This is a genomic window from Providencia alcalifaciens (assembly GCF_915403165.1).
GTDB lineage: Bacteria > Pseudomonadota > Gammaproteobacteria > Enterobacterales > Enterobacteriaceae > Providencia > Providencia alcalifaciens_C.
Genome location: NZ_OU659204.1, coordinates 2569273 through 2586737, shown reverse-complemented (window position 1 = coordinate 2586737; position 17465 = coordinate 2569273). Strand labels below are relative to the sequence as shown.

Here is a 17465-nt window from a genome sequence, read left to right as displayed (position 1 = left end):
GGATGTTAAAGAACGAAAATCAAGAGACGCAAAGTATATAGATGTTCGTCACAATAAGCAATTTTGTGTTAGACTCTTGCGATTAATTTTTCATGACAACGTATAAACCATGCTAGAAAATATTCGTATCGTTCTTGTTGAAACCTCACACACTGGCAATATGGGCTCAACCGCTCGCGCAATGAAAACTATGGGGCTTTCAAATCTCTATTTAGTTAATCCTCTCGTCGAGCCTGATTCCCATTCTATTGCATTATCCGCAGGGGCAAGTGATGTGATTGGCAATGCTAAAATCGTAAAATCTCTCGATGAAGCGCTAGAAGGGTGTAAATTAGTCATTGGTACCAGCGCACGCTCTCGCACACTTTCTTGGCCAATGGTCGAGCCTCGTGAATGCGGTGTGAAATCTGTTGAGCAGTCAAAAGAGTCACCAGTTGCGATTGTCTTTGGTCGTGAGCGCGTCGGCTTAACCAACGAAGAGTTGCAAAAATGTAACTATCATTTGTATATTCCGACCAACCCAGAATACGGTTCGCTGAATTTGGCAATGGCGGTTCAATTAGTTAGCTACGAGATCCGCATGGCGTATTTGGCAATTGAAGAAAAAAATACGCAAACATCGACCGATGATGAGGTAGAATATCCACCAGCGGAAGATTTAGAACGTTTCTATGTTCATCTTGAAAGCGTATTGAACGAATCTGGCTTTATTCGCAAGGCGCACCCAGGGTTAATTATGAATAAACTGCGACGTTTATTTACCCGTGCCCATGTTGAAACCCAAGAGTTGCACATTCTTCGTGGCATTTTGACATCAATGGAAAAATGGGCGAAAAAATGAGGTTAATGCCGTGGTAAAGTGAGCATAATACTTGAGTAAATTAGTCAGGTAAATAGTTGACCAAATTACTCAGGTATGTCACAATTGCTGCATATTTTACCACGGAGTATTTATGTTATGAGACTCACTTCCAAAGGGCGTTACGCAGTAACTGCGATGCTAGATGTCGCGTTACATTCTCAGACAGGTCCAGTACCTTTAGCTGACATTTCTGAACGTCAGGGAATCTCCCTCTCTTATCTTGAGCAACTCTTCTCTCGTTTACGTAAAAACGATTTAGTTTCTAGTGTTCGCGGTCCCGGTGGCGGTTATTTGCTTGGGCGTGATGCTGACCAAATCTTTGTTGCTGAAGTAATTGCTGCGGTCGATGAATCCGTGGATGCAACCCGTTGTCAGGGTAATAAAGAAGGTTGTCAAAATGGCGACCGCTGCTTAACTCACGCATTATGGCGTGACCTAAGTGACAGAATCACCAGTTTTCTCAGCAGCATCAGCCTTGATGAGCTGGTTAAGAATCAAGAAGTTTTGGATGTTGCTGATAGGCAAGATAATGAAAAGCGTAAAACAATGCCGAACGGCATTACACCAGAATCCATTATCAATGTTCGTGCCTAATATAAAATAGATTATAAATTGCAGTCGATCACCAAATGGTGAAAAAGCCCAACCTATAGCGGCTTGCACCCTTGGGGTCATTAAAAAATTAAAGGCAAAGTTGTCTTGTCCTTTGGAGTATGTGAGCAATGAAATTACCGATTTATCTAGATTATTCAGCAACTACGCCTGTCGATCCGCGCGTTGCTGAAAAAATGATGCAATGTCTAACAATGGATGGGAATTTTGGTAACCCAGCATCTCGTTCACACCGTTTCGGCTGGCAAGCTGAAGAGGCGGTAGATATTGCTCGTAATCAAATCGCTGAATTAGTGAATGCCGATCCTCGTGAAATCGTCTTCACATCAGGTGCAACAGAATCTGATAACTTAGCTATCAAAGGTGCTGCCCAGTTCTATCAGAAAAAAGGCAAGCACGTCATCACTTGTAAAACAGAACATAAAGCAGTTCTGGATACATGCCGTCAATTAGAGCGTGAAGGTTTTGAAGTGACTTACTTAGCACCTCAAAGCAACGGTTTAATTGACCTGAAAGAGTTAGAAGCGGCAATGCGCGAAGACACCATTTTAGTGTCAATCATGCACGTAAATAACGAAATCGGTATTGTTCAGGACATTGCTACAATCGGCGAATTATGCCGTAGCCGTGGTATCGTATTCCACGTTGATGCCACTCAAAGCGTGGGTAAATTACCTATCGACCTGTCAGCGTTAAAAGTTGACCTAATGTCATTCTCTGCACACAAACTGTACGGACCAATGGGTATCGGCGCACTGTATGTTCGTCGTAAACCACGTATTCGTTTGGAAGCGCAACAACACGGTGGTGGTCATGAACGTGGTATGCGTTCAGGAACTTTACCTGTTCACCAAATCGTGGGCATGGGCGAAGCTTACCGTATCGCTAAAGAAGAAATGGCTCAAGAATCTGAACGTCTGCGTGGTTTACGCTTACGTTTATGGAACGGCATTAAAGATATCGAAGAAGTTTACCTTAACGGTGACTTAGAAAATGGTGCGCCGCACATTCTGAACGTCAGCTTCAACTATGTTGAAGGTGAGTCATTAATGATGTCGCTGAAAGATTTAGCAGTTTCCTCTGGTTCAGCATGTACTTCTGCAAGCTTAGAACCTTCATACGTGCTGCGTGCTTTAGGTATGAATGACGAACTGGCTCATAGCTCAATTCGCTTCTCTTTCGGTCGCTTTACGACGGAAGAAGAAATTGACTATGCAATTAAACAAATTCATGGTGCGATCGGCCACTTACGTGAGCTGTCTCCTTTATGGGATATGTTTAAAGCAGGCGTAGATCTCAACAGCATCGAATGGTCTCACCATTAATCAGACAGTTTCAGGAGTTTAAAAATGGCTTACAGCGAAAAAGTTATCGATCATTATGAAAATCCACGTAACGTCGGTTCATTTGATAACAATGATCCAAGCGTGGGTAGCGGCATGGTAGGTGCACCTGCTTGTGGTGACGTTATGAAGTTACAAATTAAGGTAAATGATGACGGTATCATTGAAGATGCACGTTTTAAAACCTATGGTTGTGGCTCAGCAATTGCATCAAGTTCACTAGTTACTGAGTGGATGAAAGGCAAAAGCTTAGACGAAGCTGAATCAATCAAAAATACAGCGATCGCGGAAGAGTTAGAATTACCACCAGTGAAAATTCACTGCTCAATTCTGGCTGAAGATGCAATCAAAGCTGCTATTGCTGATTACAAAAGCAAACGCCAAGGCAAATAATAGATAAGTATCAGTAAGTAAGGGCTGTACCTTAGACCATATAAACAACAAAAATAGACAGCCCACGACTGATAGTTAAACTCAAATTAATTAAAGATGTATTTATTATGCAACTTTAAATATAATGAGTTGTACCGATGATTTGAAGGCGGATGCTAATAATTTCTAGCATCTGCCTTGTTTGTTTCTAAAGTGAGGTTTGCAATGTCGATTTCTCTTACTGAAAGTGCAGCGCAACGAATTCAATCTTTTTTGAATAATCGTGGTAAAGGCGAAGGCTTGCGTTTGGGTGTAAGAACTTCAGGTTGCTCGGGAATGGCATACGTGCTTGAATTCGCTGATGTAATTAATGAAGAAGACACCGTTTTTGAAGACAAAGGTGTTAAGGTCATCGTCGATGGCAAAAGCATGGTTTATTTAGACGGCACTGAGCTGGATTTCGTAAAAGAAGGCTTAAACGAAGGGTTTAAATTTAATAACCCTAACGTTAACAGTGAATGCGGATGCGGTGAAAGTTTTCACGTATAATGTCTTCAAATGAGCATGACTTTGACCAATGTAACTAACGTGGCGTTAATGACCACATGATCTTTAGCTAAGCTTAGCTACATTGGTACCCGGTTCGAGAAACTGAGCACTTATGGATTACTTTACTCTTTTTGGGCTAACCCCTAATTACGCGATTGACAGTGAGCAACTCACACATCGCTTTCAAGAATTACAGCGACAATATCATCCCGATCGCTTTGCAACCTGTTCAGAACAGGAAAAAATGCAAGCACTCCAACATGCTGCGACTATCAATGCGGCATATCAATCCCTTCGTCATCCGCTGAAACGCGCGGAATATATGCTGTTACTACATGGTTTTGATATAAATAACGAACAACATACCATGCATGATACCGCATTCCTGATGGAGCAACTCGAATTACGCGAAGAGTTAGATAACATCGAAAACAGCCCGCAAGCCCTTGAACGGGTGTCTGCCTTTATGAAAAATGTCAAACAAATGCAGCAGACGCGCAGCGCCTTGATGGTTTCAGAACTCGATGCGATGCAGTGGGAAAAAGCCGCTGATACCGTCCGAAAATTGCGTTTTCTCGATAAGTTACAGCAACAAGCTGAGCAACTCGAAGAACGGTTACTAGACGACTTTTAAGAGAAAACGATTATGTCTTTATTACAAATTAGCGAACCCGGAATGACCGCCGCGCCGCACCAACGTAAGTTGGCGGCAGGGATCGATCTTGGTACAACACACTCTTTGATTGCCACAGTTCGTAGCGGTGAAGCGGCGGCATTACCCGATGCACAAGGGCGCTATTTGCTTCCTTCTGTAGTCAATTATCAAGCAGATAACCGCATTGTGGGTTGGGAAGCGAAACAGTTATCTGAACAAGATCCTGTCAACACTGTGATTTCAGTGAAACGCATGATGGGGCGCTCATTAGCCGATATTCAAAAACGTTACCCGGATTTACCTTATCAGCTAACGGCTAGCGAAAATGGTTTGCCATTTATTCAAACGGCTGCAGGGCAAGTGGATCCTATTCAAGTTTCTGCGGATATTTTAAAAACGTTGGCAAAGCGAGCAGAGCAAACTCTTGGCGGTGAAATGGATGGCGTGGTGATCACGGTTCCAGCTTATTTCGATGATGCCCAGCGTCAAGGCACCAAAGATGCCGCTCGTTTGGCGGGCTTGCATGTTTTACGTTTACTGAATGAACCTACTGCTGCCGCGATTGCTTATGGCTTAGATTCTGGTCAAGAAGGGGTGATCGCCGTTTATGATTTAGGTGGCGGTACATTTGACGTGTCGATTTTACGCCTGAGCCGCGGTGTCTTTGAAGTGTTGGCAACAGGTGGTGACACTGCGTTGGGTGGAGATGATTTTGACCACGTATTAGCACAGTGGATTGCACAGGAAGCGGGTCTTTCCATTCAAGGTGATCACCGTTTAACGCGCCAATTATTGAACATTGCCACCGAAACAAAAATCGCATTAAGTGATGCTGATTCCGCAACAATTACTTTACCTAAGACTGCCACTGGGTCAAATTGGCAAGGTACAGTTAGCCGTGAAACCTTTGAATCACTGATTGAAACCCACATTAAACGCACATTAATGGCATGTCGTCGCGCATTAAAAGATGCTGGCGTAGAAAATGACGATGTCTTAAATGTGGTCATGGTTGGCGGCTCGACTCGCGTGCCATTAGTTCGTGAAAAAGTGGGTGAGTTTTTTGGTCGTACACCATTAACCTCCATCGACCCAGATAAAGTTGTTGCTATTGGAGCTGCAATTCAAGCCGATATTTTAGTGGGGAATAAGCCGGATAGCGACATGCTGCTATTGGATGTGATCCCGCTGTCATTAGGTTTGGAAACCATGGGTGGTTTAGTGGAAAAAGTGATCCCACGAAATACCACTATCCCTGTCGCCCGTGCGCAAGAGTTCACAACATTTAAAGATGGGCAAACCGCCATGAGCGTTCACGTTGTACAAGGTGAGCGTGAAATGGTTTCGGATTGTCGTTCATTAGCCCGCTTTACACTGCGTGACATTCCACCAATGGCGGCAGGTGGCGCACATATTCGAGTCACATTCCAAGTGGATGCGGATGGTTTACTCAGCGTGAGTGCCATGGAAAAATCCACAGGTGTTGCCGCATCGATTCAAGTTAAGCCATCCTACGGTTTAACTGACACCGAAATTTCAACCATGATTAAAGATTCAATGACTAACGCGCAAGATGATTTAAATGCGCGCCGCCTAGCGGAGCAAAAAGTTGAAGCAGCAAGAGTGCTTGAAAGTTTAACGAGCGCATTAGAGCAAGATGCACATTTACTGACTCCAACCGAAGAGACAGAAATTGATAATGCGGTCAATGAGTTAATCCAAGCAGTAGAAGGTACAGACCCTACTGTTATTGAAAATGCAATTAAACAACTGGATAAGAAATCCCAAGAATTTGCCGCTCGCCGAATGGATGCATCTATTCGTCAGGCGCTGTCAGGCCATTCTGTGGATGAGATATAATTATGCCTAAAATCGTTTTTTTACCTCATAGTACGTTATGTCCAGAAGGTGCTGTAGTCGAAGCACAAGAGGGCGAATCTATTTTAGACGTAGCACTGCGCAATGGAATTGAAATCGACCATGCCTGCGAAAAATCCTGTGCATGTACGACTTGTCACTGCATCGTTCGCGAAGGCTTTGACTCTCTAGAAGAAAGCAGCGAGCTTGAAGATGACATGCTAGATAAAGCATGGGGCCTAGAACCTGAAAGCCGCTTAAGTTGTCAAGCAGTAGTGACCGATGAGGATCTCGTGGTTGAGCTCCCTCGATACACTATTAACCACGCTAGAGAGTGAGTTTGCTTGCATGCCATTGAATAGAGTGAGGTAGCTATGAGCCTAAAGTGGACAAACAGTCGTGAAATCGGTGAGGCACTCTATGATGCTTACCCGGATACAGATCCAAAAACCGTGCGTTTCACGGACATGCATCAATGGATCTGCGACTTAGAAGATTTTGAGGATGACCCGCAAAAATCTAACGAGAAAATCCTCGAAGCTATTCTGTTAGTCTGGCTGGACGAGTACGAATAATTTTCGTGGATAAAAAACCGGATAGCGCTGAATAGGTTGCATCCGGTTTTTTTTCGTCTGCGGCAAGAGATATCAGTAAGTGAAATGCTTTAAAATAACCTATTGGTTCGATAGAAACTAAACTCAATAACATTGCCATTTTTAGGGTATAGTTGGCGAATTAGCAAAGATTGATAGCAGAAAGTGATAAGCTAAATTCAAGATCCCGCAATAATCAACTTAGTGGATAAAGTGAGAAAAATAATGACCAAACAAATTATGCCAGTCATGATTACATGCGAACCTGCAGCACCATGCTGGGGTGAAGGCGCTCTATTAAGTTCAAACGATAAAGGCATGACTATCCACCTTAAGCATCCGGGTAAACTGTGTGCCGTACAAAGTGCGGGTCGTAAGTTAGATAGCCAAGGCATTCGCAATGTTTCATTAACGGGTGAAGGTTGGGATTTAGAAAAAAGTTGGGCATTTTGGCAAGGTTTTCGTGCACCAAAAGGGGCGAGAACCATTGAATGGCCAGCTCTGCAAGAAGCAGATCGTAAAGAATTAGAGCAACGTATCAATACCATTGATTGGGTTCGCGATATTATCAATGCGCCAGCGGAAGAATTAGGCCCTGAGCAACTGGCTCAGCGTTCAATCGATTTACTGTGCAAAGTGGGCGCTCAAGATATCAGTTACCGCATTGTCAAAGGCGATGACTTATTAGAACAAGGTTATGCAGGTATTCATACTGTGGGTCGTGGGTCTAGCCGCCCTCCAGTATTGCTAGCATTGGATTACAACCCAGGTAAAGATGAGAAAGCGCCGGTATTTGCCTGTTTAGTGGGTAAAGGTATTACCTTCGATTCAGGGGGCTATAGCATCAAACCATCCGCCTCAATGAATTCAATGAAATCTGATATGGGCGGTGCAGCAACGTTAGTGGGTTCTTTAGCACTCGCAATTACTCGTGGTTTAACCAAGCGCGTAAAACTATTCCTGTGCATCGCAGACAACATGGTTAGCGCTAATGCCTTTAAATTAGGGGATATTATCCGCTATCGTAATGGCAAATCCGTTGAAATCATGAACACGGACGCAGAAGGGCGTTTAGTTTTAGCGGATGGTTTAATCGATGCATGCAAAGAGAAACCAACGTTATTAATCGATGCGGCAACCTTAACAGGGGCTGCGAAAACAGCTGTGGGTAATGACTACCACTCCGTACTAAGCTTCGATGACAAATTAGTGGCAGAATTAATGTCAGCCTCAGATGAAGAGTTCGAATTATTCTGGCGCTTACCATTAGCTGAATTCCACCGCCAACAACTGCCTTCTGGCTTTGCTGATCTGAACAACATTGCAGCGCCTTCGCATACTGCGGGTGCAAGCACAGCGGCGGCTTTCTTATCTCACTTTGTTGAAAATTATCGTCAAAACTGGGTACATATCGATTGTTCAGCAACTTACCGTAAATCGCCAGTGAGTTTATGGGCTGAAGGGGCAACTGGTATTGGTGTGAGAACATTAGCCAACTTACTTCTCAAAAAATCAAAATAATTCGCGTTATAATGAAATCGCAGTGATGCAATCAATGCAACCTGCGATTTTTTCTTTAACATGAATGGTTTTTGAATTTAGACGATATTATTTTTGGTTGTAGAGGATATTGAATGACGCAACAATCCCAAAACCTAACAACAGACTCGCAATCCGATGTTCAGTTTACTGAACTCACGGTGCCAGAAGGCTCTTCATTAAAATTAAGCGTTCTCGAACAAGAACCTGAAGAATTGACAGCGGCGCTCAGTGAATTTTTTAAACAACATAAAGTCATACGACGCGCGTTTATTGTTTCGGTTCAAGAAGTGGAAGATGAACAATTTGATGATATTTTGATGATAGCGTTGGAATTTGTCCCAGGCGCAGAAAATATCGATGAAGTTATTCAAGAAGCTGGCGCAACCGCATGCGAATATATCGATGAGGATGAATCCATTGATTTTTGCATCGTTAATGAAGACGAAAAAGGCTTAAGTCACTTTATTACCCAGCACGTTGCGCCATTTTATCAACGCCGATTAGGCAGCTTCCTGCGCGACAGTATTCCCATCAAAAATATCTAATTCTCTCCTTATTCAAAATAAAGACCGGACGTCTCCGCGTCTTTATTTTTTCATGCTATTTTTTCCGTTTTGTCTGATAGGTGTTGGTGTTACATTCTGTTAAATTATGCTTTCAATTAATGCGCATACTTATTATTGCGGATTACACACTAAGCTCAATCATCGCAACGTATTTAAGTTCAAGGAATTTCTTGGGCTTCATGAACATAATAAATTAACTTAATAAGGGATGGGGCGGTAATGAAACAACAATCAAGTTGGACTTCATTGGCGGGTCTAAAAACGAAAAAGCGTTATGTAGCATTAGCCTTAGCGTCCGTTATGGCATTAGCGGGCTGCGATAATACTGACGATACCACGAAAAAAGAGAGTAATGTCTCCACCTCAACGGCAGAAACAAGTACCAAAACAGCGCCTGTTGCAGAACAAAAACAGGCAGCGCCTAAGCTTTCCAATGAAGAGTTAGTGAAGAAATATGCCGGGAAAGATCTGGAAATTTTGGATGCCTCGGAATTGCAGCTAGATGGTGCGAGCGCCATGGTCGTGACATTCTCGGTGCCTTTACAACCAAATCAAAATTTTGGTCAGTATTTGAATCTGGTGGATGTAAAATCAGGCAAGCTGGATGGAGATTGGGAACTATCTGATAACCAGATGGAATTACGTTTCCGCCATCTACCGCCATCAAAAGAATTAAATCTTTCGGTTAATCCGGGAGTGAAAGCGGTCAACGAACGCACCATCAACAACAGCTTTGAGAAGAAATTCCAAACGGCGCAAATTATTCCAACCGTTGGGTTCGCAAGTAAAGGCTCTTTACTACCAAGCAAAGTTGCCCAAGGCTTGCCAGTTATCGCGCTGAACGTGGATAAAATCGACGTGAATTTCTTCCGTGTCGATGAAAAACAATTACCGCAATTCCTTGCGATGTGGCAATACCGCAGTAATTATGAATATTGGTATTCCGATGAATTCCTCGACAAAGTCGAATTAGCCTACACGGGGCGTTTCGATTTAAACCCAGATAAAAACACCCGCCAATCCATTCTGTTGCCATTAAAAGATATCAAAGAGCTGCAACAAGATGGTGTTTATTTAGCGATCATGCAAAAAGCGGGTAGCTACAGTTATCAATTCCCTGCGACTGTCTTTACGCTCAGTGATATCGGCGTGTCATTACATAGCTACCATGACCGTGTGGATATTTTCACCCAATCATTAGCCAAAGGTTCGGCGATTAAAGGCGTCGAGCTGCGTATTTTGGATGAGAAAGGCCAATTAGTCACCAAAGGCACCACGGATGGTGACGGTCATGCCCAGTTAGACAAACTGGCTGGCGGCAAATTATTACTGGCGACCCACGAAGGGCAAACCAGTATGATTGACTTGACTCAACCCGCATTAGACCTGTCTGAGTTTGATATCTCAGGCCCTTCAGGCTATGCAAAGCAGTTCTTTGTATTCGGCCCTCGTGATTTATATCGTCCGGGTGAATTACTGCTAGTGAATGGTTTACTACGTGATGGCGATGGTCAGCCTGTGAAATCTCAGCCAGTCAAAGTGGATGTCTTAAAGACGGATGGTCAGGTCTACAAGAGCTTTGTATGGCAAGGTGATGAAAAACAAGATGGTCTGTACCAGTACCAGCTAGAGATCCCGAAAAATGCCGAAACAGGTGGCTGGTCACTGCGTTTTGATTTAGGTGATGGTTCACCACAACGTTATTACAAATTCAATGTTGAAGATTTTATGCCAGAGCGCATGGCGCTGGATATTACAGGCAGTGAGAAGCCGGTATTAAGTTCGCAGCCAGTTGACTTTGATATTAAAGGCCGTTACCTCTACGGCGCTCCAGCAGCGGATAACCAGTTGCAAGGGCAAGTGTTGCTGAAAGCTAATCGTGAGGCGGTTGCGAAATTGCCGGGCTTTGAATTCGGCGCGACTAATGAAGAAGGTTTACCACGTAAACTGGATGAGTTTGACTTAACCTTAGATGGTAGCGGCGAAACTGTGATTTCCTTGCCGCAAAGCAACTGGGAATCAACGCGCTCCCCGATTACGGCAGTTCTGCAAGCTAGCCTATTAGAGGCAGGTGGTCGCCCAGTGACTCGCCGTGCTGAGCAAGCGATTTGGCCAGCGAAAAAATTGGTGGGTATTCGTCCTCTCTTTGAGAAAAAAGAGATCTACGATTACCGTACAGACCGCTACGCGAAGCGTTATAACGTCGATGAAAATTCATTAGCTGAGTTTGAGATTGTCATGTCAGATATGGCAGGGCATAAACTGGCAGCGGAAAACCTGACTGCGCGTTTAGTGTATGAGCGTCGCGATTACTACTGGAGCTGGTCAGAAAGTGGCGGTTGGGTTTCTAACTACGATCAGAAAGATTTAGTCGTAGCGAATGAGAATATTTCTATCGCGAAAGATGGCACCGCGAAGATCTCGTTCCCAGTAGATTGGGGTTCATTCCGTTTAGAAATTACCAACCCTGAAAATGAGCTAGTCAGCAGCATTCAGTTCTGGGCAGGATTCTCTTGGCAAGATAATACCGGAGGCAGCGGTTCCGTTCGCCCTGACCAAGTGAAATTAAGCTTGAACAAGCCAGCATACTTACCGGGTGAAAAAGCCAAAGTCCGCATCGAAGCACCAAAAGCAGGTAAAGGTTACATTCTGCTTGAATCTAGCAGTGCGCCATTATGGTGGCAGGAAATTGATGTCCCAGCGGGTGGGTTAGATGTGGAAGTGCCGGTGAATAAAGAGTGGGCGCGCCATGATTTATATATCTCTGCGGTAGTTGTTCGTCCGGGGGATGACTCTAAAGAAGCGACCGTCAAACGTGCCGTTGGGGTATTACATCTGCCGCTAGCCGATGAAAATCGTAAGATTGCATTGGCGCTGAACGCACCGACAAAAATGCGTCCAAATGAAGATCTGAAAGTGAAGATCAAAGCCACTTCTCAAGATGGCAAACCATTGCCTGAAAAAGTGAACGTGTTGCTGTCTGCGGTCGATACGGGCGTCCTGAATATCACCGATTTCAAAACACCAGATCCATACGATGCTTTCTTTGGTCGTAAGCGCTACAGTGTTGACCAATATGATGTGTATGGCCACTTAATTGAAGGTCAAGGCAAGTTAGCCAACCTGCGCTTTGGTGGTGATGGTGAAGATGCAGCGCTGGAACGTGGTGGTATGAAGCCTCTAACAGAGGTGCAAATCATTGCGGAACAAGCGCAACCTGTCATCTTAGACAAAAATGGCGAAGGTGAAATTACGCTAGCAATCCCTGATTTTAACGGGGAATTACGCTTAATGGCGCAAGCATGGAACCAAAAAGATTTTGGTCATGCGGACAGTAAAGTCGTTGTAGCGGCACCATTAGTGACGCAAATGTCGATGCCTCGCTTTATGGCGAGTGGCGACAAGTCTTACTTCGCGTTAGATCTTACCAATATGACCGACAACACCCAGAATGTGACAGTCACATTCAAAGCGTCAGGCATGGTGAAATTAGACGGCGCACCAACCCGTGATATCGAACTGACCAAAGGAAAACGTACTACAGTGACGTTGCCAGTCAGTGCCGATTATGGTTTTGGTGAAGGCGAACTCTCAATGACCATCAACGGCGTGAAAGTCGAAGGGGAAGCGGAGAAAGAGTACAAAAATAGTTGGAAAGTGGGCGTGCGACCAGCACAACCGGCAGAAACCGTGGCATTTGCTACCGCGATTGAGCCGGGTGAAATTTGGTCATTACCAACCAATGATTTTGCTTATTTACAGCAAGATACGCTGGAAGGGCAAGTGCTATTAACGAGCCGCCCACCGTTGCAAATTGCGCGCTATATTCGTGAGCTGTTTGCGTATCCATACGGCTGTTTAGAACAAACGGTGAGCGGGCTGTATCCGTCACTGTTCTCTACACAAGCTGAGCTGCAAAAACTGGGTATTAATTCACAAACTGACGCGGATCGCCATAAAGCGATTGAGTTAGGGATCCCACACTTACTGAGTATGCAGCGTGATGACGGTAGCTTCTCTCTATGGGATAAAATGGGTCGTGAAGAGTATTGGTTAACCGCGTATGCGACGGATTTCTTAAACAAAGCGAATCAGCGTGGTTTCTCCGTACCGCAAAGTGCATTGAATAACGCTAACGCACGCCTGTTAAGTTACCTGCAAGATGGTAGCCAAGTGAGTTATCCGTACACGGATCAGCCTGACGCATCCCGTTTTGCGATCCAAGCCTATGCGGGCTTAGTGTTAGCGACTCAGCAAAAAGCACCGTTAGGGGCACTGCGTCAAATCTATGGTCAAGCCAACAATGCGACTAGCGGTTTAGCGTTAGTTCAACTGGGTGTGGCATTAAACCTGATGGGTGATAAAGCGCGTGGTGAAAATGCCATTATTGATGGTATGAAGAAACAGAGCGCACGTTACAGCAGCATTGGTGATTACGGTTCAGCAATCCGTGATGATGCGATGATCGTGGCATTGCTGAATGAATATAACTTGATGCCAAAATCCCGTGACCAAAAACTGCAAACGCTGTCTAACAACCTGACTTCGCAGAAGTATTTCTCGACTCAAGAGAGCAATGCCCTGTACTTAGCGGGTCGTTTCTATGCCAATGAGACAGAAACACCATGGAAAGCACTAGTCAATGGTCAAGAGCCACCATTGGTTTCAGAGAAACCAGTGAGTGAGTTCTTAACTAAACAACAGCTAGTGAATGGTTATAGTGTTGAAAACAGCGGTACCAGCACACTGTATACTCGCTTGAATGTTGTCGGTTATCCGATGCGTTCACCGAAGCCATACTCAAATGTGCTGGATATCAAACGCAGTTACTACGATATGAAAGGCAACCGTATTTCAATCGATAGATTAAGAAGCGGCGAAATGGTGGTGGTGAAGTTGGAAGTGAATGCCAACCAAACTGTCCCTGATGCACTGGTGGTGGATTTATTACCTGCGGGCTTAGAGTTGGAAAACCAAAACTTAGCTAACAGTAGTGCTAACCTCAGCGAATCAGCACCAAATCTGCAAGAGATGATTGATGATATGCAGCAGTCGCAGATTCGTCATATGGAATACCGTGATGACCGTTTTGTGGCGGCAGTGGAAGTTCAGCAATATCGTCCAACCACACTGGTTTATTTAGCTCGCGCGGTAACGCCGGGTGTGTATAACAAACCAGTGCCACAAGTGGAATCCATGTATGTGCCAGAATGGCGTGCAACGGGTTACTCTGATGGTCAGTTGGAAGTGGTTCGTTAATTAATATTAAATTAGAGAATCATTGAATTAGATGAAGATAAAGAGGGAAGCGTGTGTTTCCCTCTTTTTTTAGTATCATAAAAACAAATAATAACTCTTGGTATATTGACGAATGAAGAGATGGTTACGTCGCATTGGGTGGACGCTACTGGTTTTGGTCGTGGTATTGCCACTGGCCTTTTTAGCAGCAGATAAAATTTGGCCTTTGCCAATCAAGCAGATTGAGATGGCTCGCACGGTCGTTGCGGGGGATGGGACTCCGTTATGGCGCTTTGCTGATAAAGAAGGAATTTGGCGTTTCCCTGTTAAATTGGAGGAGGTCTCGCCGGAATATATTGACGCGTTATTAACCTATGAAGATCGCCATTTCTACCAGCATCCGGGGGTTAACCCATTTTCATTAATGCGTGCCGCTGGGCAGTTAGTAAGCTCTGGGCGCATTGTCTCTGGGGGCAGTACCATCTCGATGCAGGTGGCAAGGCTGATTGACCCTCATGAGCGTACATTTGGCGGCAAGCTCAAACAGTTATGGCGTACTGCACAGCTGGAATATCATTATTCCAAAGATGAAATTCTCGAAATGTATCTTAACCGTGCGCCTTATGGGGGCACGATTGAGGGCATTGGGGCGGCTAGCTGGGTTTATTTGAATAAATCCCCTGCAAAATTGACCGCAAGTGAAGCGGCACTGTTTGCGGTTTTACCACAAGCACCAAGTCGTTTAAGACCTGATAGATACCCAGAACGGGCGCAAGCCGCACGAGATAAAGTACTCGATAGACTGGCTGAATACCAAGTCTGGAGTACTGAAAAAGTCAATGAAATTAAGCAAGAGCAAATCTGGCTTGCGCCACGTAAAAACCCGCATTTAGCGCCATTACTGGCGCGTCGGATGATCAAAGATTCCCATGAATCCATCGTAGAAACCACCATTGATGCTAGCCTGCAAAAGCAGCTCGAAGATATGGCGATGAACTGGAAAAACCAATTACCCAAGCAAACTTCTTTAGGGTTGCTGGTGGTAGATCACACGGATATGAGCGTGAAAGCGTATATCGGGTCGATTGATTTTCAGGATGATAGTCGCTTTGGTCATGTGGATATGATCAGTGCATGGCGCTCGCCGGGCTCAACGCTCAAGCCATTTTTATATGCGCTGGCAATGGATGATGGTTTGATCCATGCCGAATCACTGTTACAGGATGTACCTCGTCGATTTAATGATTATCGTCCCGGTAACTTTGATAGCGGCTTTAATGGCCCTGTCAGTGTGAGCGATGCGTTAGTGCGCTCATTAAACTTGCCCGTTGTGCAACTGCTGGATGTATATGGCAGTAAGCGTTTTGCCGCTCAATTACGTAATGTGGGCACAGAACTGCGTTTCCCAGTTGGCGGAGAACCTAATTTATCGTTGATCCTCGGGGGAACGGCGGCACGAATGGAAGACTTAGTGTCAGCTTACAGTGCATTTGCTCGCCAAGGAGAAGTTTCTCCACTGCGTTATCGACCAACAGATGATATCCGCGACCGCAAGCTAATGTCGCCGGGTGCGGCGTGGATTGTTCGCCGAATTATGGCTGGAGAATCCCGCCCAATGCCTGATGCTAACTTATCGGGACAACCAAATCTTGCATGGAAAACGGGGACCAGTTATGGCTACCGCGATGCTTGGGCTATTGGTGTGAACCCTCGTTATACCATTGGTGTTTGGGTCGGTCGTCCTGATGCGACGCCAGTTGCAGGGCAGCTTGGTTATGCCACAGCGATCCCGATTATGAACCAAGTGAATAACATGCTGCTGACGCGAATTTATCAATCTCGCGAAGTGCTCCCCAAAGATTCAAGGCCAGCGAGTGTTAGCCAAGCTGTGATCTGCTGGCCGGGGGGAACCTCATTACTGAAAGAAGATAGTAATTGTCGCCAGCGCCGTTTGAGTTGGATTTTAGACAATACTATTCCACCAACGCTAATGGCTCGAGATCAAGAATCCTCTCTTGGGCTCAGGCAAAAAGTGTGGGTGAATGAGCAGGGGTTACAAGTCGCACCAGATTGCCCAAATGCCCAAGAAAAAGAGATCCATTTATGGCCGATTACCGTAGAATCATGGCTGCCGGCAAGTGAAAAACGAGTGAATCGACTGCCTAAGCCGGATACTACTTGTCCGCCGTTAAATCTTGAAATGCCGCCACTATTAATTTCAGGGATCCGCGAAGGGGAAGTGCTCCAGCGTTTACCCGGAAAAACCAGTTTAGACCTGCGGTTACTCACTCAAGGTGGACAAGGGCAAAAATGGTGGTTTTTAAACGGCGAGCAAGTGAACAATACAGAACAAAATGGAGCAATTTTGCTGACGCTCGAAAAAAGTGGAAACTACCAAATATCTGTCTTAGATATGAGCGGACAGGTGACTGCTATCAACTTTAAGGTGAAGTAATAGCATAAAACGATGACTTAATTAAAAATCTAGTATTTTTTGCTATAAAAAGATTAACAAAATGTTGATGTGACTGTAGGAAATTGTAATCCAAGCCCCTATAATCAACGCCCTATTTTTCTGCTTCCTAACATCAGGAATAGAAACAATATAAAAACTACAACAGGCACATATTCTTGGTTCTTCATATGCCTCTCTTGAAATTCTAGTGGAAACATTGGGTTAAGTAAGAGAAATAAAGCAGAGAATAAAGAGTAAAAGTCAAGTCAATCGCTAAGAGGTTATTTATGGCTGTTCAACGTACATTTTCTATCATCAAACCAAACGCAGTTAAGAAAAACGTAATCGGTGCAATTTACAACCGTTTTGAAAGCGCAGGCTTCAAAATCGTTGCTGCTAAAATGATGCACCTGACTCGTGAACAAGCTGAAGGCTTCTACGCTGAGCACAAAGGTCGTCCTTTCTTTGATGGTCTGGTTGAATTCATGACTTCTGGTCCAATCATGTTACAAGTGTTAGAAGGCGAAAACGCAATCCAACGTCACCGTGACCTGATGGGCGCAACTAACCCAGACAACGCATTAGCGGGTACTTTACGTGCTGACTACGCAGACAGCTTCACTGAAAACGCAACTCACGGTTCAGATTCAGAAGAGTCTGCTGCGCGTGAAATCGCGTATTTTTTCGCTGCTGACGAAATCTGCCCACGCTAAGGCGTTCTCAATAATGCATTAGCATTATTGTTATAATATTTGTACAATATGTCGCCCTGTTAATCATCGCGTTAACAGGGTGATTTATTTTTTAGTCGTCAAGACTAA

At 44.6% G+C, this 17465-nt stretch carries 14 protein-coding genes; all 14 read left to right on the top strand.

Annotation, left to right across the window (positions count from 1 at the left end; translation table 11 throughout):
- Positions 1-109 precede the first annotated feature (109 nt).
- Positions 110-841, top strand: coding sequence for a tRNA (cytosine(32)/uridine(32)-2'-O)-methyltransferase TrmJ (gene trmJ / locus LDO73_RS11895; protein ID WP_224058057.1), 732 nt, complete (start codon positions 110-112; stop codon positions 839-841).
- 117 nt (positions 842-958) lie between these two features.
- Positions 959-1456, top strand: coding sequence for a Fe-S cluster assembly transcriptional regulator IscR (iscR, locus tag LDO73_RS11890; protein WP_036949477.1), 498 nt, complete (start codon positions 959-961; stop codon positions 1454-1456).
- 128 nt (positions 1457-1584) lie between these two features.
- Positions 1585-2799, top strand: coding sequence for an IscS subfamily cysteine desulfurase (locus LDO73_RS11885; RefSeq protein WP_132495564.1), 1215 nt, complete (start codon positions 1585-1587; stop codon positions 2797-2799).
- 24 nt (positions 2800-2823) lie between these two features.
- Positions 2824-3210, top strand: coding sequence for a Fe-S cluster assembly scaffold IscU (gene iscU, locus LDO73_RS11880; protein WP_036949481.1), 387 nt, complete (start codon positions 2824-2826; stop codon positions 3208-3210).
- A gap of 204 nt (positions 3211-3414) precedes the next feature.
- Positions 3415-3738, top strand: a complete 324-nt coding sequence (iscA, locus tag LDO73_RS11875; protein WP_036949483.1) for an iron-sulfur cluster assembly protein IscA — start codon at positions 3415-3417, stop codon at positions 3736-3738.
- A gap of 112 nt (positions 3739-3850) precedes the next feature.
- A complete protein-coding gene (hscB, locus tag LDO73_RS11870; protein WP_036949485.1) occupies positions 3851-4372 on the top strand; it encodes a co-chaperone HscB in 522 nt (173 codons plus the stop codon).
- Positions 4373-4384: 12 nt separating this feature from the next.
- Complete coding sequence (gene hscA / locus LDO73_RS11865; protein WP_224058056.1) at positions 4385-6253, top strand: Fe-S protein assembly chaperone HscA; 1869 nt, start codon at positions 4385-4387, stop codon at positions 6251-6253.
- A 2-nt stretch (positions 6254-6255) separates the two neighbouring features.
- Positions 6256-6588 carry an ISC system 2Fe-2S type ferredoxin gene (gene fdx / locus LDO73_RS11860; protein WP_224058055.1) on the top strand — a complete coding sequence of 111 codons (333 nt, stop codon included), beginning with the start codon at positions 6256-6258 and terminating at the stop codon, positions 6586-6588.
- 36 nt (positions 6589-6624) lie between these two features.
- Positions 6625-6825 carry a Fe-S cluster assembly protein IscX gene (gene iscX, locus LDO73_RS11855; RefSeq protein ID WP_006661301.1) on the top strand — a complete coding sequence of 67 codons (201 nt, stop codon included), beginning with the start codon at positions 6625-6627 and terminating at the stop codon, positions 6823-6825.
- Between the two features lie 243 nt (positions 6826-7068).
- Positions 7069-8364: an aminopeptidase PepB gene (pepB, locus tag LDO73_RS11850; RefSeq protein WP_224058054.1), complete on the top strand. Its 1296-nt coding sequence runs from the start codon at positions 7069-7071 to the stop codon at positions 8362-8364.
- A 113-nt stretch (positions 8365-8477) separates the two neighbouring features.
- Positions 8478-8930: an enhanced serine sensitivity protein SseB C-terminal domain-containing protein gene (locus tag LDO73_RS11845; RefSeq protein WP_224058053.1), complete on the top strand. Its 453-nt coding sequence runs from the start codon at positions 8478-8480 to the stop codon at positions 8928-8930.
- A 240-nt stretch (positions 8931-9170) separates the two neighbouring features.
- Positions 9171-14210: an alpha-2-macroglobulin family protein gene (locus tag LDO73_RS11840; RefSeq protein ID WP_224058052.1), complete on the top strand. Its 5040-nt coding sequence runs from the start codon at positions 9171-9173 to the stop codon at positions 14208-14210.
- Between the two features lie 112 nt (positions 14211-14322).
- Positions 14323-16644, top strand: coding sequence for a peptidoglycan glycosyltransferase PbpC (gene pbpC / locus LDO73_RS11835; protein ID WP_224058051.1), 2322 nt, complete (start codon positions 14323-14325; stop codon positions 16642-16644).
- A gap of 287 nt (positions 16645-16931) precedes the next feature.
- A complete protein-coding gene (ndk, locus tag LDO73_RS11830; RefSeq protein ID WP_006658631.1) occupies positions 16932-17357 on the top strand; it encodes a nucleoside-diphosphate kinase in 426 nt (141 codons plus the stop codon).
- Positions 17358-17465 lie beyond the last annotated feature (108 nt).